Raw genomic sequence first — 21167 nt, 5'->3', positions numbered from 1 at the left:
CCGCTGCTCCCGCATGAGTCTCGCATATCCGTTCTAATCAACCTAAAACGGTTTTTGTTCAAGAACTATTAAAAAAACAACAATCTTTTAAAAAAGAGCATTTTTTAGACGATGAAAATATATATAAATACCCTGTAACAAGCTTTCTGCTTGAAACCTTCTTCAAAAAGTATTCGTTAGGTGGGTGAGTTTTGATTTCTAAAGAAGATTTATTTAATATGTTACCAAGAAAGAATTTTCTTGTGGAACGTACTATCGTTTATGCTTATAAAATAGAAACTCAATATATAGTGTTTTAACTTAGACATAAAATTCATGTTTTTTGATAGGTTTGTACAAAGATCCCATCTCCTTCCAGCCATTCAGCTATAAAAATATCTTTATAATCAGAGATACTTTGCGATAGAAGTTGCATCTTTAACCAGGATTCATCAAATCCTAAATCCTTTATTTCATCCCACAATACTTGCCCATCACGAATGAGAGTAACTGGAGCGTAAACAGGCTTAGCTAAAAGGTTGAAATCCTCCAACGTTGTTTTTTGATACTGTGATTTCTTTAAAATACTAATTGATCCGTTTGCCTCTAGGTAACAAAATGCAACTTCCCGAATCGAAAAGGTTTCACTTTGCCGAAGCAAACTTTGAAGCTGATTGATATTCATCCGATTTTTCTTCAGCTCTTCCCGGTCGACAACCCCGTTTTTTATGAGAGCAGCCGGTTTCCCTTCAAAAATACCTCGAAAAAATAAAGACTTTTGACCAAGATATTCTACAATATAAAGTAAAATTCCCCATAAGCACATTGAATAAATAATGTAAGCTACTCCGACGTTTTGGTCATATAAGGCGTTTCCAAGTAGCTCTCCTAATACGATGGCAGCAATAAAAGTAAACGGTGTTATTTGGGTGATGATTTTTCTGCCAACAAACTTTACAAGAATAAACAATAAGAAAAATCCAACGATAAGTTCTAATGTTAAAGGTATCACCTTCATAATTCTAAATACTCCAATCTATTCCAGTAATTTTGGGAAATCGTCATAATTATTACCAAAAAGACTAATTTATTAAATTTCTTATCATGAATAGGTACCCCACTTTAATTTAGGGTGGGTATAAGCTTTTAATATCACTGAATTTTTCAAAACCTCGGGTTTATTCTTTCCCGGTGAAAATAAATATTATCACACCATTTCAATTTCCATATTTCCCTCCCATTAATGGCAAGAGCTATAAACGTAAATTTATGTTTTGATCAATGATGGCTTTCTGCTTGAGAGTTACTGCTGTTATTTACTTTTAACTGTGCATTTTTTGTTGTTTTACAACTTATTTTACATTTTGTAATGCTTTGCGTTATTTGCCTTTTCCAATAAATTACTATATTTGAATTTACATAATCACCATCAAAACAGAAACAATAAATTGGTAAGTATTCAATAAAAGAAAGAAGGAATTAAAGTGACAGTAATTAATGACGTTAAGACAACTCTAGCTGGATTAAAAAGTGCACAAGCAAGCTTCGAAACTTTTGCACTAGGTACAGATAATCAACAAGCAAAACAGCTTTACCAACAAGCTGCTCAACAAACACAAACGATTGTTGACAGTATTTCTCAACGTGTTCAAGAAATTGAACAAGAAGAACCTCAATACAAAGAATAGAAAGATATAAATAAAGAAGGTTGGTTGATTCAATCAACCTTTTTTATACTTCGATTTATGGATAGAAACGGATAGGTGATTCCATGAAAAATATGTTGAAAATAGGATACATTGGACTTTTTATAATGGCGAATATCGTACTATGCTCTGGATGTACCGGAAATCATAATCAATTTACCAATAACAATGATGATGCAAAGATCGTAAAAGTGAGTACAAAAAAGCCAATTGATCAATCTGTTGCTAATCAGGCTAAAGAAATTGTTATCAAAGAAAAAGAGATTTCGGGTGTAAAGGCTGTGAATACAGATCAGGAGTTGTTATTAGCAGTAAAAGTCGATCACTTTGACCGATTTCGATTAAAGAGCATTGAAAAGAAAGTGAAATCAGACTTAGAAAAAACATTTCCCGATCATAAAATTATTATCTCGACCGATTCAAAAATGTATTTGGAGCTGGAACAATTGGAACAAAAATTACAAAAAGATAAAACAGAGAAGAAAACCTTAAAGAAAGAATTCGATAAAATCAAAAGCCTAATGAAGGAAAAAGCATGATGAAAGAAGGGCAGATATGTCAAATAAGCAAAAGAAACAATTAACACCTGTACAACAGGAGTATCAAACCCTTGAAAATCAACTTGAAACAAAAAGACCTGTATTTAAGAATTGTGTAAAGGCTTTTATAACAGGCGGAATCATTTGCCTTGTGGGACAGGCGATTCAAATGTTTTATATCTATTATTTTGATTTCACAGACCAAACAGCTGGGAATCCAACGGTTGGTACCTTAATTTTCATCTCTATGCTTCTTACTGGTTTTGGAGTCTATGATCGAATCGCACAATTTGGCGGGGCAGGTTCTGCTGTTCCAGTTACTGGATTTGGAAATGCCGTCATATCAGCTGCCATAGAGCATCGAACGGAAGGAATTGTGTTAGGTGTAGGCGGTAATATGTTTAAATTAGCTGGTTCCGTGATTTTATTTGGTGTTTTTTCCGCGTTTGTGATTGCTACGATCAAAACGATCCTAATAATGTGGGGTGGTCTGTAATGTTAATGGGGCATCGCACATGGGTCTTCGATCAAAAGCCAGTCATTATTTCCACTGGAACTGTTGGCGGACCATTTGAAGCTGATGGATTACTTGCTGAAGATTTTGATATCCTCCATTCAGACTTATGGCTTGCACAAGATTCCTATGAGAAGGCTCATAAGGTTCTTATTGAAGAAGCCTGTCAAAGAGCCATTGAAAAAGCAAAGCTTCAAAAGGAACAAATTCAATTTTTCCTTGGCGGAGATCTTATTAATCAGATTACTCCCACAAGCTTTGCTTGCCGAACACTAGGGACACCTTATCTAGGATTGTTTGGTGCTTGTTCGACCTCAATGGAGGGATTGGCGCTTGGTGCCTATCTTGTAAACACAAAAGGAGCCAATTATTTGTTAACAGGAGCTTCAAGTCATAACACTTCTGTTGAAAAACAGTTCCGTTACCCGACTGAATACGGAGGGCAAAAACCGCCTACTGCACAATGGACGGTGACGGGTGCTGGGGTCGCATTGTTAAGTGGTTCTGGTGAGGGACCATGTGTAACGTCTGCTACAATTGGTCGTGTCATTGATATGGGATTGTCTGATCCCTTTAACATGGGAGGTGCGATGGCACCAGCTGCCGTTGATACGATTGAAGCCCATTTAACCGAACGAAATCTTGATCCCTCTTACTATGATTTAATTGTTACTGGGGATCTTGGTAAAATTGGTCACGAGGTTTCACTAGAATTATTTAAAAAACATGGAATCCCAATAAGTGAAGAAAAATATCAAGATTGTGGAATGATGATTTACCGGGAAGGACAGCCGGTCCTAGCAGGAGCTAGTGGGGCTGGGTGTTCAGCAACAGTTGTATATGGTCATTTATTAAACCGCATGAAAAAGGGTGAAATAAAACGAATGTTAGTTGTGGCAACAGGGGCTTTATTGTCGCCGTTAACCTTTCAGCAAAAAGAAACCATTCCTTGTATCGCTCATGCGGTGTCGATTGAATATGGAGGTGAACAACCATCATGATTTTCTTTTGGGCTTTTGTCGTTGGTGGATTGATTTGCGTTGCTGGACAAATTATGTTTGATGTATTTAAACTCACACCAGCCCACACATTAAGTACATTCGTTGTCATTGGTGCTCTTCTTGATGGTTTTGGTTTATACGAACCGTTTATCGATTTTGCAGGGGCAGGAGCTACAGTTCCAATTACAAGTTTCGGCAACTCCCTTGTACATGGGGCAATGGCCGAAGCAGAAAAACATGGATTGGTTGGTGTAATTTCGGGGATGTTTGAAGTGACAAGTGCTGGAATTTCAGCTGCCATTATTTTCGGAATGATTGGAGCTTTAATTTTTAAACCAAAAGGATAGGAGGATGTTGGATGACAATCGCATCAGAAGTGAAACAATCTCTTGCAAGTCTGAAAGGTATAGAAGCTGATTTATCCAGTTTAGCCTTACGAACACAGGACCATCAATCAAAACGAACCTTACATGAAACCATGATGGTCGTACATGAAGTTGTGACAGATTTAAAACAACGAATTGGGGAATTGGAACGAGAGGAGTTTCAATACAAAGGTTTTTAAGATCATTACAGGAGGTGTAAAGCAGTGCCTGATTGGTTAGATATCGTCGTACGGTCATTAATATTTGTTATTGTCTTATTTTTGATCACAAAATGGTTAGGTAAAAAACAACTTTCCGAACTTTCATTCTTTGAATATGTCACCGGAATTTCCATTGGAAGTATTGGTGCAGAAGTTGCCATGGGACTTGAACGGAACATTATGAACGGAATAATTGGAATTATAATCTTTGCGGCAATCCCCTTTTTAGCCGGTTTTCTTTCCTTGAAAAGCAAAACCTTTCGTGATTTTATCGAAGGGAGAGCAACTGTTTTTATTAAAGATGGGAAAATCATGGAGGATAATTTAAAAAAGGAAAAATACACGACTGATGAGTTGCTGGAATTACTTCGAAAAAGGGATGTCTTTAAGGTAGCTGATGTAGAATTTGCCTTACTAGAACCAACCGGAGATCTAAGCGTTCTGCTGAAGAAAGAAAACCAACCTTTGACCCCGAAAGATGTAAACTTAACTGTTACATCTGTTAAGGAACCACAGACCGTCATTATGGATGGAGAAATCATGGATGAGCCTCTGTCCACGATTGGTCGAAGCCGGAGTTGGTTAAAAACAGAACTTGAAAAACAAGGGGTTACCATTGAAAATGTTTTTCTTGGACAGGTAGATTCTTACGGACAATTAACAATTGACCTTTTTGATGATAAACTTCAAGTCCCGTCCCCACAAGAGAAGCCTTTAATCCTTTCGACGATGAAAAAATGCCAGGCGGACCTAGAGTTGTTTGCTCTTGGAACAGAAGCACAGGAAGCTAAGCAAATGTATAGCAAAAATAGTAAAAAATTACAAGAAGCCATTGATAAAGTAACCCCTATTTTAAGAGGATAGATGGATGTTCGGAAATAGACCTGATAACAGAGGCATTATATATTTCGTTATTAGGTTTATGTTAAGGGGCAGTCACTATTTATGTGGTATAACTAGAGGACATGCTAATAGAATGACAAACAACAGTACAATCCATTCTAAATAACATTATGCTTAATCAATAAAATTAGATCTGTTTCTCTTTTAGAGGTACCTTCTGATATAAATTAGGAAGTACCTTATTTTTGATTCTAGTAAAGTAATCTAAAGAATTTTCTCTTGAATCTTATTTTCAATGAATACCATACTTTAAATCCATTTTTGAATTATAAATGTGAAAAAAACATTCTCTATTTATAAGGTATTTGCATATATTTTTGTTTTTTCGTAAGTGTAATTAGGAAGTATTCCTATTATAAATCCAAGTTGCAAATTGTTATTACTGGAAGATTATATTAATAATAAACATAACGAGTTTGGTTAATATATAGAGGTACCAAATATCAAAGATTAAAAAGGAGCGATACTAATGACTCAACAAATTAATGTAGATCAATTAAATCAAGCAAAAGCAAATGTAACTCTAACACAAAATTTATTAAATCAAGCGATCGAAAAGTCCGCATCAGACCCAACTTTAGCTCAAGAAGCGATTAAACAAGCTGCAAATGAGATTGCACAAGCTCAAACAGCAGTTAGTCAAGCTCAAAGTGCTTTTATGGCACAAAAATCCGAATAAAGATATTTCATTTTCCCTGTGACTTATAATGTTGCAGGGAATTAATTTTGATAATTTAGGCATGAGATCTGGCTTAACTATTAATTGTTTTACTATATTAGTGTAACTATTATTAGATGATGAAAACTATACTTTGCGATTTTGATCTACTTCTATAATCTTGTCATCAAGCCCTTTTAAAGGTGGTTATATTTTAAACTAAGGCTCTGTTAAAGCTAACTGTTGATTGGAGCGGAAAGCGAACGCCTGCAGAGGAAATCAACAACTAATTTTAACAGATCCTATACTAAAGAGCCAGATAACATAATTAGTGATAGTCCCATAAAAGGTAAACTCTATTGTGGCTTTGGTTTTTTTGCTTTAGTAAGGAATAAAGCTCTTCCTGCATGAGTCTCACCTGTCCCGCTGCTTCCGCAGGAGTCTCGCAATCCTCTCCATTCAACCTGAAATAGTTTTTATTTTATTAGCAACAATCTATTAGAAAAGAGCCTTATTAATAAATATATCATGCAAGAATTTTTTTCTTAATCACCATTTCTGCTATGGCAAAATTAATAATCCAGCATAGCCAAACAGCAGTCGTATAGGAAAGACCATAGGAAAGATCTAATCCATTATGTGTAACTGCGACAATAATATAAATGGTTAAATTGGCAAAAGAGAGAAAGAAGCTACGAGTAATCCATTGACTATGTCGTAAAATATTTTTTATTTTGATAAATTTATAACCGAGTACTGTTGTTATCAACCAGAGTGTATTTAAGATAAGAAATCCGATTGTACTTGGCCAGCCTCCTGTCGCAAATAGCGAAACGTAAACACCTGGAATAAAGTTTAATACAATCGAGAGTACATAGATTCGACCATTCTAACGGTGGAAAGGTAATCGTTTGTTCCGTAAAACTTTAATCAGTCCTATTGGACCTGTCAGTAAAGCAATCACAGCTAGTACAATATGTATCCGTATAATAAAAGTCCATATACTAGGATTGGAAATGACTTCATCCTTTTTCATAAGGAACTTTTCAAAGTCGGAATCTACCATAAAATTTTTCGATAATGTATGCATAATCCACATTAAAGCAATGATAAATAAAATAATCACAATTGATTTTTGATTTCTCATAAGTAGCCTCCATTAAAAAAATATTAATCTATCGTTCTATCTCTTTCATCCAGTAGACCTTATGAATGGATAAGCTCGATGTTATAATAACAGGGTAAAACAATAAAACCCAGTTTAGAAGTTCTACATAAAACAAGCAAGCTATCAAAAATAGCTTGCTTGTTTTCACATGGTTAATTCTGGCTTTTGTGTCAATGGTTTAATGTATTTACCTAATAATTTACGTGAGATTGGTCCAACAATTAGCAACTGAGATGGAAGTGCCACGATAAAGTTTAGACCAACTGTTTTAAGGTAAGCAGTGAAAACTGAACCTTCAATACCTACCATTATCTCCGTTAAAATAAGTCCGTATACTGACATAATAAGAACCATCATAGGAACCATACAAAAAGATATAACCATAATAAAGTTGATTTCTTTCGATTTATTATAAGGTAGTGATAATGCTAATTTACGCGCTTTCGGTTCAACTAATGACTCTACGATAAAAGCGACGATAAATGTTATGATAAATTGAATGATTGCACTCTTTACCGTAAACGATGAAAATCCATGTAAAGCTGTGTTGTAAACTGACATAATAAGAACCATTCCAAACACATAAAAATACCGAAAATAATTCCTTCTTTTTTATTACTTGGCAATTAAAAACATCCTTTCTTAATGAGCATGAATTTTATTATATATGCATAGATTTTTTTTCATAAGTGACATTTTCGTGAACTTTTTTATACAATGTTAAATTACACTCTTGTTTTAACGTAAAAAATAGAATTGTATATGAATTATTGAAATAGAAAGTCACATCAATCTAGAAGGGTTTGTAAGATTATACTTCAACTAACAGGTAGAGATACTTAAACAAAGCTAGCTTTTCTTATTCAAATAACGTGGCAGATTGTAAAAAGAAGGACTTTATATTAGCTATAAAGAAGAATATGTGTATCTATAAAAATTTGGAGAGTGCAAAAACGGACTCTCATATATTCAAATGTTCAGTATAATTGGATTTATTATTCTATTAGGGGTATTTTAGCATCTTTCATTCTCTTTACTATTTTTGTCATACGGTTATTTAAAGTAAAAATACATAGAGAAAAGTTTCTTGTTGAATTGGAGATAAAGCTGAGGATCAAAGGTTGAAGAGTGAGAATCATTGGAATGAAGCTGCGATCAAGGAAACAAAGAAGAATCTGCTGTTGATATTGTGGCTTGTATTAAAATGTAAGTGGTTCTATATGTAATACATTGTTTTTTGGGATACCAATCGGAGGAGAATTACCAACTTCCTCTGAGAGTTTAGAAGCAGGCTATTTCCCTATTAAACAAGCATTGGAAATGGTCACTTGGAAAAATTTCAGTAAAGAATTGAATATTGTTTAACGACAATCTTCAGGCTTTTTATATTGAATGTTAACTGGCTTGTTCAGATAGCGATTGTGAAAGGATCATTTTAATAGAAAGATAGCGAGGGGAGTTTCCTCCTTTTTTAGTGTAATCTAAAATCAGAAAGTTATTAAGGACGGAGAGTGTCATGGAAGTGAAATCATTAAAGGTGGAAGATTTAGTTCGTAAGTTTTCATTGAAAGTATTAGCCGGGGAAAATCAACTACAGCAAACGATTACGCAATCACGGGCGCATCGGCCGGGTTTGGAATTCGTTGGTCACTTTGATTTTTTTCCAACTGAACGTGTTCAAATACTTGGAAGAAAAGAAATTACTTATTTGCATAAGTTAAATATAGACGAGCGCCAGATGCGCATTGGAAATATCGTCAAATACCACCCGCCTTGCTTTATCGTTACTTCAGGTCAGGAAGGGCTAACGTATTTAACTCAATATTGTATAGAAGAAGAAATCCCATTGTTATGTACAACCAAACCGGAAACAACTTCTGAATTTATTACGAAACTTGATGCATATATGGTAAAAGCGCTAGCTCCAGATATTGCAATCCATGGAGTTTGTGTCAATGTTTATGGAATTGGTATTTTACTTAGAGGAAAATCTGGTGTCGGCAAAAGTGAAACGGCACATACATTGATCGGTAAGGGTCACCGATTAGTGGCTGATGATATCGTTGTGTTGAAAAAGCTCAGTCCAAGAACCATTCTCGGTACTCATGATGGGAAAACGAAGGAATTTCTCGCCCTACGTAGTGTGGGGCTGTTGAATGTGGTCCGTTTATATGGAAGAAAAGCTTTTCAGGACGAAACACGGATCGCGCTCGATATTGAACTGACAAAATGGCAGAAAAATTCCCTTAATAATGAATTGGAGCATGAACCTAAATTTACGGAATATATGGACGTTCGGATTCCGCATATTGAAATTCAGCTCCAACCTGGTCGTGATGTGGCAGGGTTAATTGAAGCTGCTGCAAATAACTGGCTTCTAAAGCAGCAAGGATACAGTGCTGCAGAAGAGTTCATGAGGCGACTAGATTCTGATACTCCTGATTCAAACTGGTAATAATCCATGCTTTAAGGGTTAAGTGTGGGTAGCCTCCAATCACAAGTTTCCCCAGCTTACGAGTCTGAAACATCAGTTGTTCCCATCCTCGGTATATAAACTTGAAGTAACTGTTTTTTCATTTCTATTAGATTGCTTATTGTTGTTTTCAGCTTATTTCGTGTGTGTATTCTACATATTGAGTTTGTAGTAAATGCTTAAAGATGCCCCTTTATAGCGAATTTAGCATTCTGTGAGGGGCTTTTTAAATAAAGATTAATTCTTTGAAATAGACTTTTTATTCAATGCCAATAGTAGAATCATCCCAATAATACAAGCTGTACCAATCCATTGAAAATATCCAAAAGGTTCCTTTAACCAAAAGACAGTTGTTAAAACTGCTGCTAGTGGCTCTAAATTACCTAATAGGGTTGTATCTTTAGGTGAAAGACTTTGTAAACTTTCTATATAAAACCAAAATGCAATCATGGTCCCAAATATGATAACGAATAATAAATATAAATAGGTTTCTAACGTAATGCTTGTCATGTCCACTTGCCAAGGTGGATGGATAAAACTTAATGCAAAACCACCGATGATCATTGCCCAGCCAACAATGACAAGGGAATCATATTGTTTCAGTAGAGGAACGGCATATAAAGTATAAAATGCTAACGCTAGTCCAGATAAAATCCCCCATACGATACCTTTATTAACTTTTCAGCATCAATATCAATATTATCGAGTATTCTACTAAAAAGATTTTTAAATTGTGCAGGTGTTTGTAATAAAGGGATCGTTTGAATATTGAACTTTCCTCCTTGATTTTGTGTTCTATTTAATATCGTTTCGTGTACTTGTACCTGTTCGAATAGTCTATTTAACGTTTCTTCTGGAGTTGCAATCTGATTTTGGATTCTATTTGAGCTACTCATTATTATTCCCCTTTCTTAGTAGTGGTAGATTTGTAATATATTATGTCTAACAATAAAAAGATGTATAGACAAACATATGATAGAATATATAATTTGTTTTTAATGGTGAAGTGGAATACAAATACAGTAAGTAGTACCTGTTATCATCTTTGGAAGAAAAACAATTATCACTTAAAGTAAGTAAAGTTAGTGATGAAAATTTTTTGGGGCCATTAAATTGAACATTCCCCCCTGGGCTCCCAAGGGGGAATTGGTAACTTTCATTAGGAATGGTTATTTAAACCAAAGTTATATAGGTTAAACAGCAAAGAATAATGAAGCTAACAGTTAAAGCTTTATATTTTGATTTAGTTTTAGTTTTTGTTTTTCATAGATATCTATTAAAGCTTTTGCATGCATACTAAGATACCGTTCTTTGTTATATGTAAAAACTAATGTACGGGTAGGATATGAATCTAATTTCATATAAGCAAGGTTGGGTTGATAAGCACTTCGTTGAACAATCATTTCAGGGACTATTGTTAGGCTGATCCCGTGTCCTACAAGAGATTGAGCTGTTTCAATGCTACTTGTTTCATATGCAATCTGTGGTTCAAATTTACCTCTAGCACATAATTCTAATACCGTCCGACGAAACCCGTATCCTTGTTTCAGTAAAATAAATGGACAATTGGAAAAATCCTCAATAGGTAGGGCATTTTGTTCAATCAAATTAGTAGAAGTTAGTATTTGCTTTAATTTTTCTGGCATCCATTGTTTCAGTTCTTTTGGTAAAACAAGATAAAGTGGCTCTGTAAGCATTATTTTCGTCGTTAAACGAGAATCTTCTATTGGAATTGACAATATAGAAACATCAACTAATCCTCTCGCAGTTAAGTCTATTAGCCTTTCTGTTGATTCTTCAACAAGTTGAATAGAGACATTCTGAAACTGTTCTTGATAGATTTTTAGAAGTGGTGGTAAAATATGTCCACCTGTAATAGCTGTTGAGCCAATCTTTAATTCACCTCTGATTCCTTCTTTTCGTTCAAGGATCTCACGTCTTAGATCATCACGCATATGTAAGATTTTCTCAGCTTGTTTAACAAAACATAAACCATCAGGAGTTACTTCTACTGAACCAGGCTTTCGATCAAACAAATATACACCAAGTTCCTGTTCTAGTTTTGCAATTTGTTTACTTAAAGATGGCTGTGCAATATGAAGATGGGAAGCAGCTTTTGTAAAGCTCTTTGTTTTATATATTTCCAATGCATACTCAAATAGTCTCATGTCCATACGATCCCTCCATAGCCTGTAGCTATCATTATAATAGATTATATATCTTAGTCGAATAGATGTTTATAGATTATGATGAAAATAACAAATTTTTCAAAAAAGGAGTGTTATGAGATGAGTTCAGTGAATGTTTGGAATGCAAAATTGTATGATGATAAATTAAGCTTTGTATCCAGTTTTGGCAAGGGGGTAGTTGAGCTACTCCAACCACAAAGGGGAGAGAAAATACTTGATTTGGGCTGTGGAACTGGAGATCTTTCATACGAAATTTCCAAGTCGGGTGCAATTGTAACAGGAAGTGATTTCTCCGGAGAAATGATTGAGCAGGCACGTAAAAAATATCCCAAAATCCCATTCATTGTTGAAAATGGAGAAACTTTTAAAACAAATGAAAAGTATGATGCTGTTTTTTCAAATGCAGCCCTTCACTGGATGAAACGAGCTGACAAAGTGGTCGAAAATGTTGAGCTAGCATTACATCCAGGAGGTCGCTTTGTAGCTGAATTTGGTGGACAAGGAAATGTTCAGACTGTTATTCGGGGGATCACAGAGGTACTCTCGGGGGAATATGGAATAAATGTTTCAAAAAGAAACCCTTGGTATTTTCCAAGTATAGGAGAATATAGCACTTTACTTGAACAGTACGGATTTAAAGTATCATATGCTCATCACTTTGATAGACCTACCCCATTAACAGATGGAGAAAAGGGGTTGAAACATTGGTTAGATAGTTTTGCGGATGACTTTTTCCCTGAGTTCTCTGATGAAGAAAAAATGGTTATTTATAGAAAAATAAAAAATAAAATACAATTAGATTTATATAAAGATGGTATATGGGAAGCTGATTATAAACGTATTAGAATTGTTGCAAGTAAAAAAGGATAGTTAAACAGCCTTGGAGTAAATGGAACTGGTAAAAAAAGTGACTAATTAAAGGTTACTCTTAATACCTAGCTATTTCTTCTATAAATAATGGGAGAAAAAATGGAACAACAGGAGTTGCTGCAGCAACAATTCCTGTTGTTTCTTGTTGTATAAAATTCAAAGGAGATTTAAAACAATATGTTGAATTAAGTAATATATATTTTAGGGGGAAGGTGTTCCTGCATTGAAAAAATGGGTTAAATTGATTTTTAGTGTTTTGTTCTTACTTGTAGTCATATTAATTTATATGAAGGTTTATTATCCCCCTTTACCAATAAATTCAGTTTCAAAATCAGAAGCAATAAATAAGGTGAATAAATCGAATGGAAATATCGTAAAATTTTCTGAGGAATACAGTCACCAGTGGTATATATCAGAAATGAAACAAGGGAAAGCATATGACAATCTAAAAAAAATGATGGAAGTTAAAGGCTGGGGGTTTAAAGAACAAGTAGGTTCAGGCTTTGTTTTTCAAAATGAACAAGGAGAAATAACAGTTCTAAGTGAGATGTGGACTAAAAACTATGTAATCTTTCATTTACCAAAAGAAATTAATTAGCTCTTATTCATCTAAGTTAAAAGTAATTAAATCATAGTGAGATGAAAGGAAGCACAATGAAAAGAATACTGTTGAAGTATATGACTAAATTTACATCTCTTAGCGAAGAAGAACAACAGAAAATCTCTGAAGAACTATTAATAGAGGAATATAAAAAAGGAACCATTCTCCTTAGACAAGGAGATGTTCCCACTAAATGCTATTTTGTATTGAAGGGATGTGTTAGGCAGTATTTTATAGATGAATTAGGCAAAGAAATTACTTCTAATTTCTACACGGAAGAACAAGCAATTGCGAGCTTCAATCATCATAAACAGGATAAGTCATCCAAGTACTTTCTAACCTGTCTAGAAGACTCAATTTTGGTTGTTGGTGACATTGATAAGGAAAAGGACATGTATAACAAATACTCACAATTGGAATCAATGACACGCAAGATGATAGAGATAAACCTTGGTGAAGTACAAGATGATTATGCTTTATTTATCAACTATTCGCCTGAAGAACGCTACAAAGCACTATTAATGAAACGAGCTAATCTAGTTGATCGTGTACCCCAACATCAATTGGCGAGTTATCTTGGTATTACCCCAGAATCATTAAGTAGAATCAAAAAACGAATCTTTAAAGATAAAGATTAGTCTTCATAACTTTTAGTAACTTTACCTCCTTTGAAAAGTAACCAAATACCAAAGCCCAATTCGCCTAGAATCATTGGTACAGTGAGTATAGATTCAAGTATCGAAATTATACCATTGAATTGTGGAAGAAATGTGTAACAAGAGTTTATGATAATATAGCTTATTGAAGCAATCATCAATAAAATGCTAATGACTTTAGGTATGGTGTCTGTTTTGAAAGTCAAATAGCCCACAATCATTAAATGCCCTCCGAAAATGATCAAACCGATAGACCAGACAATATCAAAGGCTTCGAGAAACAGCATCACCAACGCTTGAAGTTGGTCGGTTTTTAAAAATGATAAAAAATCCGAACTATTCGTGCAAATCAATACGAAAATCAAATTCAATATCGCAATTCCCAATATACTTGCATAAGTAAGACGGAACCATGCACCAAGTAAGGAAAGGTTTTTATTAAGTGGTTTGAGGAAGATATAGAAGCTCCATGCGACCACAATGTCACATATTAGGATGATGAGCCAGCCCAAAATTCCAGCATTAAAAAGCATATGTGAAGTTACAATGTTGTTATACGTGACGCTAGCATCGCCTTTTACTACAAGGCTTCCATGTACAATGCCATAGGAAAAAGCTGCAGCGATAATCATGATGATAAGTACTATGCCTGCAGTCAGAGCAGATTTTCGCTCAAGCGACAGTTTTTTTACTAAGTTCGTCATATGATAGTCTCCCTTTTCTTATTTTTATTTTCATTGTATTAAGCAGACTATGGTTTGTCATTGACTTAAGTCAATGACTCATAAGACTAGTTACGTTGTGAGGATAATTATTAATAAGAATTAAACTATGGAAAAACGGCTAAGTGGATATTTTTTGGCTCTTTTTTATTGGTTGTTACACAAGAAGACATTTACTTGACAATCAATACACCTACTCTATAATGGATATTACAGACTCTTAAGGTCTTTTATTATTGAGAGAGGATGAAAACATTGAAGTATTCAAAAGCCACTAATTACGCACTTCACACAATGTTACACTTAGCATTAACAAATTCCACCAAACCTGTTGGTGTACAGATTCTAGCAGAACAGCAAAAAGTATCACCTACTTATTTATCTAAGATACTAACAAAGCTGGTTAAAGAAGGCATGGTTACTTCTGCTTCAGGTGCTAATGGTGGATACTCATTAGCTAAAGGGTGGGAATCCATTTCATTTCTCGATATTATCTATGCAATTGAAGGGAAATCTTCATTGTTTGATTGTGATTTTGATCATGGACCTGAATGCTCAATTCAAAAAGTCATGTTGAGATCTGAAGAAAAAATGGAAGCAGAACTAAGAAAACAAACAATCGCTGATTTGATTAATAAAAAGACAACAACATAAATAAACGTTGTCTTTTAAAACTTAATTAAGGATATAAAGTGTCTTTTAACTCGTAGAAAGTAAAATAATTGAGGAGGTGTTTTCAAGGAAGAGAATTTATTTAAACAGTAAGTTTGTAAGTTCTCCTGAAACAATGACCAACATATCTCTATGATAAATAGTATGCTTAACATGAAAATTGAAAATTAACATTGATAATTGCGGTGACGTATAGATCATTTTTTTAATTCAATTATAGATATAATAGATCTTTGGTGGTTGGTAAAAACACAAAAATAGGGAGGTGAAAAAATGAATATTTTTGATTGTATCGTTATAGGTGGAGGTCCATCTGGGTTAAGTGCTAGTTTAACTTTAGGGAGGGCTAGAAGAAAAATTGCATTATTTGACGATGGAACGAATCGGAATAGAGTCACACAAGAGTCACATGGATTTATAACTCGTGATGGGATAAAACCACAAGAGTTTAAAGATATAGGTCTTAAAGAATTGGAGAATTATCCATCAGTATCATATTTTAATACAACAATTACTGAGATCATCAAAGATATTGGTTATGAAAGATTTACTGTCATAACAACAGATGGTCAGGAATTTGTTACTGAAAAAATTATATTAGCCACTGGTATTCAAGAGGTATTTTCTATTCAAGGTGTAAGAAATTATTATGGGAAAAGCCTTTTTAGTTGCCCGTATTGTGATGGTTGGGAGCTAAGGGATAAGCCATTAATTGTTATAGCGGAAAAAGAAGAGAATGTACTTCATATGGCTAAATTAATTTATAACTGGTCTAAGGATTTAGTTATCATAACAAATGGTGTTGAACTATCTAAAGAAGGAATTCAAGAGCTACAAAAACGGGATATCAAAATAAAATCGGAGCCTATAAAAAACTTAATTGGTGATGATGGCTATCTTCAAAAAATTGAATTTGAATCAGGAGAAACGATCATAAGAACTGGTGGGTTTGTAGTTCCATCTTTTTATCGTCCAAATCAATTTGCAGAAAAGCTTGGGTGTGAAGTTCAAGAAAATGGAACAGTTGTAACAGATGGTGTTGGTAGAACAACCCAAAAAAATATATATATTGCAGGAGAAACTGAAAAATCCGGCCCCTCCTCATTAATAATTTCTGCTGCTGATGGTAATAAAGCAGCAGTTTCCGTAAATACTGATCTAACTATGGAACGTTTTTGATTCGGATAATAATGATCTCTTTCTGCTTTCAACAAACTCGATGCTTTACTTCATGAAGGAGTGAAGCTTTTCTTTTTCACTAATGAAAAAATGTAATTTTTTACAAATAATTCTTGACGAAGGCTTTTAAAAGGTGAAAGATTAAATTAAACATTCTGTTAAAGGGGAAATGAGCAAATAGGCTCTAAGTTTAACTAGATTAAAGAGATGTAGGTGGAAAAATGATTAAAGCTGCTATCTTTGATTTTGATGGAACTTTATTAAATAGAGACGAGTCAGTAAGGCTGTTTATTGAGGGGCAATATCGTAGATTGAACAATTTGATAGGCCATATTTCAAGGGAGAAGTATGTTTCTAGATTTATAGAATTGGATAACCGTGGATATGTTTGGAAGGATATAGTTTATCAACAAATAGTCAAAGAATTTGTTATTGCTAAAATTACTTGGCAAGAACTACTTCAGGATTATATGAATGAATTTAAGAATAATTGTGTTCCTTTTCCTAACCTCATTAGTATGTTAGAAAATTTGAAAAAGAATAATCTTATTTTGGGAATGATTACAAATGGACGAGGACAATTTCAGATGGATAATATAAAAGCCTTGGGTATAGAGAAGTATTTTGAGGTCATTTTAATATCTGAATGGGAAGGAATAAAAAAACCGGAGCCTCAAATTTTCAACAGAGCATTGGAGCAACTTAGTATGAGACCTTTTGAAAGTATTTTTGTGGGAGACCATCCAGTGAATGATGTGAAAGGTGCTCAAAATGTAGGTATGAAAGGGATTTGGAAGCAAGACTTTCAATGGGATCATGTTAAGGCAGACTTTATAATTAAGGATCTGGCCGAATTACCTTCGATTATTGCAAAATTAGCCAAACTTAATATTGAATCCTGTTAAACTTACGTTGTTTTTCTTCTAGAAAGAAGTAAGGCTTTTTATCTAAAAATATTTATAAAAATGTTAATTATTTAAACTAAAACCGTTTATGAAAATAATTATTAAAAGTAACAGACCGAGAGGACCCTTATTTCTAATAGAGGTGGCTTTCCTAAATGCCCTTTGATTAGAATTTAATCACCTAAAATAAGAGAATTATCTCACACTCTCTTCCATTTTTCCTTTATTTATTAAATATTGAAAGATATTGGTTATGACTATTGCCAAGAATAAAATGAGTAGGTAATTCAAGAAAAGGTAGAAGCATTTTGTAGAGAGAAAGAGATGAGTGCTTCTGGTTCTAAAATTGAAATTGCTGACAGGGTTGCGTTATTTCTCCAGACTGGAGAAATACAAAAGCAACTGAGGAAAAGAAAGTCCCATACAAAAGTAGCAATATCAACAGATTTAAGCTTCGATACAGTAATTACAGAAAATCATAGATGCAGTCAAGCGGTAAGAGCCTTTATTAAGTCAGAAATTCCAAAATTTCATTTCTCCACCTATATTCAATCTTTTTTTAAAGAGAACGTAGGGAAGACATATCGTGACGTTGTAAATGCATGGTATGAAGAAGAGGAACGAAAAAAAAGATCCATCGTATAAGAAACAAATAGGACCACAATTTGAATACAATCGGTTCACCAGAGATTATTTCGCAGATCTAAAAAATAAGGGTAAAAATCGAGAGGATGCAATCGAAGCTTGGAATACGATAAAAAAGCTTTCAGGTAGCAACAAATACATAGAAAAGAATGAGCCGGATGATAAGAGATTAATTTACAAAATTGGAGGCGTCTATGTACACATACGAATCGTTTGAAGAATTTGGAGCATTTACGTTATTAAGACCTATTTTCATTACGTTTTTACTAGTATCATTGATTTTATTCTTAATCGTAATACTTCCAAGAACTAAAAATAAACTAATCAGCGGCTTCACTGTTACAAGCATATCAATCATATCTATACTAGTATCTGCCCAACTACTTTTTTATCACGGTATCATTGTTGATGAGATTAATTTAGCAGGAGACCCTGTTTCTTTTACTATGTTTTTAGTGATAGTTGGTTTTAGTGTATTAAATTCTATTGTTTATTTCGTAAGACATGGTGAAAAAATCTAAAGTTGTTTGATTTCGATTAGGAATGGCTATTAAGTCAGTTCTTTTTTATTTTCCACTAAAGAGTAAGAATAATGGATTAGGGGGAAAGAAATGAGGTTTGTTTTAGTATTTGGACCACAAGCTGTCGGGAAAATGACCGTTGGACAGGAATTAGCAAAAATAACAGAATTAAAGCTACTTCATAACCACATGACGATTGAGTTGCTACAACCCTTTTTCGGATTTAGTTCTGAAATGTGGCGGTTATCATCCTTGTTTAGAGAAGAAATATTTAAAGCAGTTTCAAAAAGCGATTTACCTGGTATGATATTTACTTTTGTATGGGCGTTTAATAAAAAAGAAGATTGGGAGGATGTAGATAAGATTTGCAGCATCTTCGAATCTAATGATGGTGAAGTTTACTTTGTAGAGTTAGAAGCAGAATTGGAAGAAAGGATTAAAAGGAATAAAACACCAAATAGGTTAGAACATAAACCATCCAAAAGAGATGTTGAGCAATCGGAACTTAGATTAATTGCCTCTTTGGAAAAGTTAAGATTAAACTCATTAGAAGGAGAAATTAAAAAGAAAAACTATATTAAAATAAATAACACCAATTTAAGTGCTGAAGAAGTCGCTAAAAGGATAAAAAATGAGTTTCAATTGTAGCCAGGTTTTTAAGGGAAATTCGATCCATGTGATAATGTAAATTCCTTATTTTTTATTGTCAAAGCAGTGTTTCAAGGATCTCTACCTGGTACTTGAGGGTAAGAAAGGGTTGATGCCGCAATCTTATTCTAAGGATCTTTGAACAAGAGATGGTTTATTTTTACAATTGATTCTTTGTCAGCTATATTAAAATTAATCTTTCAAATGGGGTGAATGGAATGTCTAACCCAAGTCATACGGCTGTTTGTCATTTCACCAATGCGTTTCTTTTTGTTGTTTTTCTTCATAATAAAACCTTCTTTCTGTTATGTTTATCAAAAGAAAGAGACAGCCGGGGGTGGCTGCCTTCTTCAAATGAGGGAGGAAAATAATGATAACTAGGTAATATAGAAAGGCTTAATCAAGTTAATATTCACGGGAGGTGTGAAGGTTTAAATATTGTGAGGTAACATACATTCTTAATAAAACCCTTTGTATGAAAAAGTGCAAACTTGTACTGTAAGAAAATATTTTCTATATATTGTAATTTTATTCAAGTCGAATGTATTATGTATATATTACATCTTTTCTTAAAAGGGGGAAGTTAAAAATGAAAGTAGTATTAACTTTTGCAATAGCCATGCTTGCACTTACAGGATGTTCTGCATTAGCGAATGATGGAGCCAGTGAATTGAAATGGTTTAAAACCAAAGAAGAAACAATTGATCATGGCATTAAAGAAGAAAAGATGAAAAAAGAAGACATCATAGGGGAAGTTAGTGAAAACGGAGAAACATTTGTTATTTATAAGAAACAATTAGAGGAAGGCTTGGGAGTAGGAGTATCAAGCATAAGTGAGCAAGATGGAAAATATGCTTGGTATGACCCTGATCAAGATGTCCTTGTTAAAAATGATAAAGTCAAAAAATATTCCTCTCAGATAAATTGGAGAACAACAACACAATCAGGAAAGACTTTTACAATTTATACCGGAGTAAGTGAAGATCAAAGTCCTATTGTTAAAACACCAACTAGTGAAGTAAGTCCTACAATCGACAAAAAAAACGGGATATATTTCTATATCGAGCCTACTAAATAAGACATAAGCACCTTTACTGAATTAGACTAAAGATGTGATAATCTAGATAATTCTGGTAAAGGAAGAAGTATATGGGGAAATATCTTAAATCGATTCTTACTGTCTTAAGCTTAAGTATTGTTTTTCTAGTAGTATTCGCAGAGCCTTCATCAGCTGCAAAGCCAGAGGGTGCTACTAAAACTGTCAAGATTGACAAGAAAAAGGCAATCTATGATGAATCACTAGGGAAGTATGTCACACCTCTTAAAGAAGTAGATGGGCAATTGGTCCCGGCTTCAACGCAAGAATATTTAAATGAGACTCAAAATTCTGTTGAAGTTGACACTGATGGTATGTCTACTGATGATCCTTCAGATGACATAGTGGTTATGGATTATTACGAGTACTGGAAATACTATCCGGCCACTATTAGCAATGTAACTGGTAGCACTAGAAAGGTGACAGCAGACATAGGTTGTACTACTTCTACTTGTAGAATTGACAAAAGCGTTAGTGTAACAATATCCGCTTCATATAGTGTTTCCGCAACAGCAGAAAGATCTGCTATTAAGGCAAACGCTGGCTTTACTTGGACTAGTAGCGCTTCTGACACTAGTACATATTCTTTCACACTTTCAAGAGGTGACACAGGATATATTGGATTCAAGCCATATTTAAAGAAAACTTCCGGTACATTGAAAAAGTATTCAAACTGGGATGGATATTTGTATAGTAAATCAGCTTACGCTTATGTTCCAAGAAAAACTGCTTCGGGCGAAGCTGATGGTTATTACTACTTCGTACATTATTGATTAATAGATTAATATAGAAATAGAGGGTGTCCCTAAATAAACTGGCACCCGTGTCAAGGACACAAGAAAAAAAGAGTCACGCAACTAGAAGATGATTCCTATATTGGTTAGGGGTCATCTTTTTTAAATTCCATTGATAACGGTAATTGTTATAGTAAACCAT

At 34.0% G+C, this 21167-nt stretch carries 27 protein-coding genes and 2 pseudogenes; 20 read left to right on the top strand and 9 right to left on the bottom strand.

The window, feature by feature from the left end; genetic code table 11:
• Nucleotides 1–313 precede the first annotated feature (313 nt).
• Nucleotides 314–997, bottom strand: a complete 684-nt coding sequence (locus I7822_RS18725) for a YetF domain-containing protein (RefSeq protein ID WP_207980614.1) — start codon at nt 995–997, stop codon at nt 314–316.
• A 466-nt stretch (nt 998–1463) separates the two neighbouring features.
• On the opposite strand from I7822_RS18725, the gene I7822_RS18720 reads away from it, so the two are divergent.
• From I7822_RS18720 to I7822_RS18685, 8 genes are all read left to right on the top strand, one after another.
• The gene (locus I7822_RS18720) at nt 1464–1667 is read left to right on the top strand and encodes a DUF1657 domain-containing protein (protein WP_207980613.1); all 204 of its coding nucleotides are present in this window, start codon (nt 1464–1466) and stop codon (nt 1665–1667) included.
• Between the two features lie 83 nt (nt 1668–1750).
• A complete protein-coding gene (locus I7822_RS18715) occupies nt 1751–2224 on the top strand; it encodes a YhcN/YlaJ family sporulation lipoprotein (protein ID WP_207980612.1) in 474 nt (157 codons plus the stop codon).
• 16 nt (nt 2225–2240) lie between these two features.
• Entirely contained in the window at nt 2241–2720 is a 480-nt protein-coding gene (gene spoVAC, locus I7822_RS18710) for a stage V sporulation protein AC (protein WP_207980611.1), read from the top strand.
• Nucleotides 2720–3739: a stage V sporulation protein AD gene (spoVAD, locus tag I7822_RS18705; protein ID WP_207980610.1), complete on the top strand. Its 1020-nt coding sequence runs from the start codon at nt 2720–2722 to the stop codon at nt 3737–3739. Before spoVAC ends, spoVAD begins: the two co-directional genes overlap by 1 nt.
• Nucleotides 3736–4086 (top strand): stage V sporulation protein AE, encoded by a 351-nt coding sequence (gene spoVAE, locus I7822_RS18700; protein WP_207980609.1) that lies wholly within the window; start codon nt 3736–3738, stop codon nt 4084–4086. The genes spoVAD and spoVAE overlap by 4 nt, the downstream gene beginning before the upstream one ends.
• Before the next feature lie 11 nt (nt 4087–4097).
• Nucleotides 4098–4304 (top strand): DUF1657 domain-containing protein, encoded by a 207-nt coding sequence (locus I7822_RS18695; protein WP_207980608.1) that lies wholly within the window; start codon nt 4098–4100, stop codon nt 4302–4304.
• A gap of 24 nt (nt 4305–4328) precedes the next feature.
• A complete protein-coding gene (locus I7822_RS18690) occupies nt 4329–5189 on the top strand; it encodes a DUF421 domain-containing protein (protein ID WP_207980607.1) in 861 nt (286 codons plus the stop codon).
• 508 nt (nt 5190–5697) lie between these two features.
• Nucleotides 5698–5907 (top strand): hypothetical protein, encoded by a 210-nt coding sequence (locus tag I7822_RS18685; protein ID WP_207980606.1) that lies wholly within the window; start codon nt 5698–5700, stop codon nt 5905–5907.
• Between the two features lie 505 nt (nt 5908–6412).
• Here the strand turns inward: I7822_RS18685 and I7822_RS29955 are convergent.
• The 3 genes from I7822_RS29955 to I7822_RS18675 form a co-directional block, all read right to left on the bottom strand.
• Nucleotides 6413–6766: a DUF2306 domain-containing protein gene (locus I7822_RS29955; protein ID WP_307847812.1), complete on the bottom strand. Its 354-nt coding sequence runs from the start codon at nt 6764–6766 to the stop codon at nt 6413–6415.
• A gap of 9 nt (nt 6767–6775) precedes the next feature.
• Entirely contained in the window at nt 6776–7033 is a 258-nt protein-coding gene (locus tag I7822_RS29950; RefSeq protein ID WP_243459551.1) for a DUF2306 domain-containing protein, read from the bottom strand.
• Nucleotides 7034–7198: 165 nt separating this feature from the next.
• Nucleotides 7199–7615, bottom strand: coding sequence for a DUF2798 domain-containing protein (locus I7822_RS18675; protein WP_243459550.1), 417 nt, complete (start codon nt 7613–7615; stop codon nt 7199–7201).
• A 961-nt stretch (nt 7616–8576) separates the two neighbouring features.
• On the opposite strand from I7822_RS18675, the gene hprK reads away from it, so the two are divergent.
• Nucleotides 8577–9509 carry an HPr(Ser) kinase/phosphatase gene (gene hprK, locus I7822_RS18670; protein ID WP_207980708.1) on the top strand — a complete coding sequence of 311 codons (933 nt, stop codon included), beginning with the start codon at nt 8577–8579 and terminating at the stop codon, nt 9507–9509.
• Between the two features lie 255 nt (nt 9510–9764).
• Here the strand turns inward: hprK and I7822_RS18665 are convergent.
• From I7822_RS18665 to I7822_RS18655, 3 genes and pseudogenes are all read right to left on the bottom strand, one after another.
• Nucleotides 9765–10193, bottom strand: a pseudogene (locus I7822_RS18665) (DMT family transporter); the annotation flags it as partial.
• Entirely contained in the window at nt 10166–10423 is a 258-nt protein-coding gene (locus tag I7822_RS18660) for a hypothetical protein (protein WP_207980605.1), read from the bottom strand. The gene I7822_RS18660 and the pseudogene I7822_RS18665, both read right to left, overlap by 28 nt.
• 327 nt (nt 10424–10750) lie before the next feature.
• A complete protein-coding gene (locus tag I7822_RS18655) occupies nt 10751–11701 on the bottom strand; it encodes a LysR family transcriptional regulator (protein ID WP_207980604.1) in 951 nt (316 codons plus the stop codon).
• A 114-nt stretch (nt 11702–11815) separates the two neighbouring features.
• On the opposite strand from I7822_RS18655, the gene I7822_RS18650 reads away from it, so the two are divergent.
• The 3 genes from I7822_RS18650 to I7822_RS18640 all read left to right on the top strand — a co-directional run bounded on the left by I7822_RS18650 (nt 11816) and on the right by I7822_RS18640 (nt 13825).
• Complete coding sequence (locus tag I7822_RS18650; protein ID WP_207980603.1) at nt 11816–12586, top strand: class I SAM-dependent methyltransferase; 771 nt, start codon at nt 11816–11818, stop codon at nt 12584–12586.
• 223 nt (nt 12587–12809) lie between these two features.
• On the top strand, nt 12810–13184 hold the full coding sequence (locus tag I7822_RS18645; RefSeq protein ID WP_207980602.1) for a hypothetical protein: 375 nt from the start codon (nt 12810–12812) through the stop codon (nt 13182–13184).
• A 56-nt stretch (nt 13185–13240) separates the two neighbouring features.
• Entirely contained in the window at nt 13241–13825 is a 585-nt protein-coding gene (locus tag I7822_RS18640) for a Crp/Fnr family transcriptional regulator (RefSeq protein WP_207980601.1), read from the top strand.
• Here the strand turns inward: I7822_RS18640 and I7822_RS18635 are convergent.
• On the bottom strand, nt 13822–14547 hold the full coding sequence (locus tag I7822_RS18635) for a DUF4386 domain-containing protein (RefSeq protein ID WP_207980600.1): 726 nt from the start codon (nt 14545–14547) through the stop codon (nt 13822–13824). The two genes, I7822_RS18640 and I7822_RS18635, sit on opposite strands and share 4 nt — an antisense overlap.
• Nucleotides 14548–14820: 273 nt before the next feature.
• On the opposite strand from I7822_RS18635, the gene I7822_RS18630 reads away from it, so the two are divergent.
• From I7822_RS18630 to I7822_RS18595, 8 genes and pseudogenes are all read left to right on the top strand, one after another.
• Nucleotides 14821–15219: an Rrf2 family transcriptional regulator gene (locus I7822_RS18630; RefSeq protein WP_207980599.1), complete on the top strand. Its 399-nt coding sequence runs from the start codon at nt 14821–14823 to the stop codon at nt 15217–15219.
• Between the two features lie 291 nt (nt 15220–15510).
• Complete coding sequence (locus I7822_RS18625) at nt 15511–16416, top strand: NAD(P)/FAD-dependent oxidoreductase (RefSeq protein WP_207980598.1); 906 nt, start codon at nt 15511–15513, stop codon at nt 16414–16416.
• A 221-nt stretch (nt 16417–16637) separates the two neighbouring features.
• Nucleotides 16638–17321, top strand: coding sequence for an HAD family hydrolase (locus I7822_RS18620; RefSeq protein ID WP_207980597.1), 684 nt, complete (start codon nt 16638–16640; stop codon nt 17319–17321).
• A 285-nt stretch (nt 17322–17606) separates the two neighbouring features.
• Nucleotides 17607–18183, top strand: a pseudogene (locus I7822_RS18615) (DUF6434 domain-containing protein).
• Nucleotides 18161–18487 carry a hypothetical protein gene (locus I7822_RS18610; RefSeq protein WP_207980596.1) on the top strand — a complete coding sequence of 109 codons (327 nt, stop codon included), beginning with the start codon at nt 18161–18163 and terminating at the stop codon, nt 18485–18487. Before I7822_RS18615 ends, I7822_RS18610 begins: the two are co-directional and overlap by 23 nt.
• 90 nt (nt 18488–18577) lie before the next feature.
• On the top strand, nt 18578–19135 hold the full coding sequence (locus I7822_RS18605) for a DEAD/DEAH box helicase family protein (protein WP_207980595.1): 558 nt from the start codon (nt 18578–18580) through the stop codon (nt 19133–19135).
• A 589-nt stretch (nt 19136–19724) separates the two neighbouring features.
• Complete coding sequence (locus tag I7822_RS18600; protein ID WP_207980594.1) at nt 19725–20213, top strand: hypothetical protein; 489 nt, start codon at nt 19725–19727, stop codon at nt 20211–20213.
• A gap of 71 nt (nt 20214–20284) precedes the next feature.
• Nucleotides 20285–21004 carry a DUF6060 domain-containing protein gene (locus I7822_RS18595; protein ID WP_207980593.1) on the top strand — a complete coding sequence of 240 codons (720 nt, stop codon included), beginning with the start codon at nt 20285–20287 and terminating at the stop codon, nt 21002–21004.
• A 76-nt stretch (nt 21005–21080) separates the two neighbouring features.
• Here I7822_RS18595 and I7822_RS18590 read toward each other — a convergent pair.
• Nucleotides 21081–21167: IS3 family transposase (locus tag I7822_RS18590; protein WP_207978019.1), on the bottom strand; the 87-nt coding region annotated here is incomplete at its 5' end.

The organism is Metabacillus bambusae (assembly GCF_017497975.1).
In the GTDB taxonomy this organism is placed as follows: Bacteria; Bacillota; Bacilli; order Bacillales; family Bacillaceae; genus Metabacillus; species Metabacillus bambusae.
This window is presented reverse-complemented; position numbering and strand designations above follow the sequence as displayed.

What these genes read in the sequence shown, in the direction of transcription:
- I7822_RS18635 (WP_207980600.1), bottom strand. Translation starts at nt 14,547, where the DNA reads ATGACGAACTTAGTAAAAAAACTGTCGCTTGAGCGAAAATCTGCTCTG.
- I7822_RS18620 (WP_207980597.1), top strand. Translation starts at nt 16,638, where the DNA reads ATGATTAAAGCTGCTATCTTTGATTTTGATGGAACTTTATTAAATAGA.
- I7822_RS18605 (WP_207980595.1), top strand. Translation starts at nt 18,578, where the DNA reads ATGAGGTTTGTTTTAGTATTTGGACCACAAGCTGTCGGGAAAATGACC.
- I7822_RS18610 (WP_207980596.1), top strand. Translation starts at nt 18,161, where the DNA reads ATGTACACATACGAATCGTTTGAAGAATTTGGAGCATTTACGTTATTA.
- I7822_RS18725 (WP_207980614.1), bottom strand. Translation starts at nt 997, where the DNA reads ATGAAGGTGATACCTTTAACATTAGAACTTATCGTTGGATTTTTCTTA.
- spoVAC (WP_207980611.1), top strand. Translation starts at nt 2,241, where the DNA reads ATGTCAAATAAGCAAAAGAAACAATTAACACCTGTACAACAGGAGTAT.
- I7822_RS18640 (WP_207980601.1), top strand. Translation starts at nt 13,241, where the DNA reads ATGAAAAGAATACTGTTGAAGTATATGACTAAATTTACATCTCTTAGC.
- I7822_RS18650 (WP_207980603.1), top strand. Translation starts at nt 11,816, where the DNA reads ATGAGTTCAGTGAATGTTTGGAATGCAAAATTGTATGATGATAAATTA.
- I7822_RS18685 (WP_207980606.1), top strand. Translation starts at nt 5,698, where the DNA reads ATGACTCAACAAATTAATGTAGATCAATTAAATCAAGCAAAAGCAAAT.
- I7822_RS18595 (WP_207980593.1), top strand. Translation starts at nt 20,285, where the DNA reads ATGGGGAAATATCTTAAATCGATTCTTACTGTCTTAAGCTTAAGTATT.
- I7822_RS18695 (WP_207980608.1), top strand. Translation starts at nt 4,098, where the DNA reads ATGACAATCGCATCAGAAGTGAAACAATCTCTTGCAAGTCTGAAAGGT.
- I7822_RS29950 (WP_243459551.1), bottom strand. Translation starts at nt 7,033, where the DNA reads ATGAGAAATCAAAAATCAATTGTGATTATTTTATTTATCATTGCTTTA.
- I7822_RS18625 (WP_207980598.1), top strand. Translation starts at nt 15,511, where the DNA reads ATGAATATTTTTGATTGTATCGTTATAGGTGGAGGTCCATCTGGGTTA.
- I7822_RS18675 (WP_243459550.1), bottom strand. Translation starts at nt 7,615, where the DNA reads ATGTCAGTTTACAACACAGCTTTACATGGATTTTCATCGTTTACGGTA.
- I7822_RS18715 (WP_207980612.1), top strand. Translation starts at nt 1,751, where the DNA reads ATGAAAAATATGTTGAAAATAGGATACATTGGACTTTTTATAATGGCG.
- I7822_RS18660 (WP_207980605.1), bottom strand. Translation starts at nt 10,423, where the DNA reads ATGAGTAGCTCAAATAGAATCCAAAATCAGATTGCAACTCCAGAAGAA.
- spoVAE (WP_207980609.1), top strand. Translation starts at nt 3,736, where the DNA reads ATGATTTTCTTTTGGGCTTTTGTCGTTGGTGGATTGATTTGCGTTGCT.
- I7822_RS18600 (WP_207980594.1), top strand. Translation starts at nt 19,725, where the DNA reads ATGAAAGTAGTATTAACTTTTGCAATAGCCATGCTTGCACTTACAGGA.
- I7822_RS18655 (WP_207980604.1), bottom strand. Translation starts at nt 11,701, where the DNA reads ATGGACATGAGACTATTTGAGTATGCATTGGAAATATATAAAACAAAG.
- spoVAD (WP_207980610.1), top strand. Translation starts at nt 2,720, where the DNA reads ATGTTAATGGGGCATCGCACATGGGTCTTCGATCAAAAGCCAGTCATT.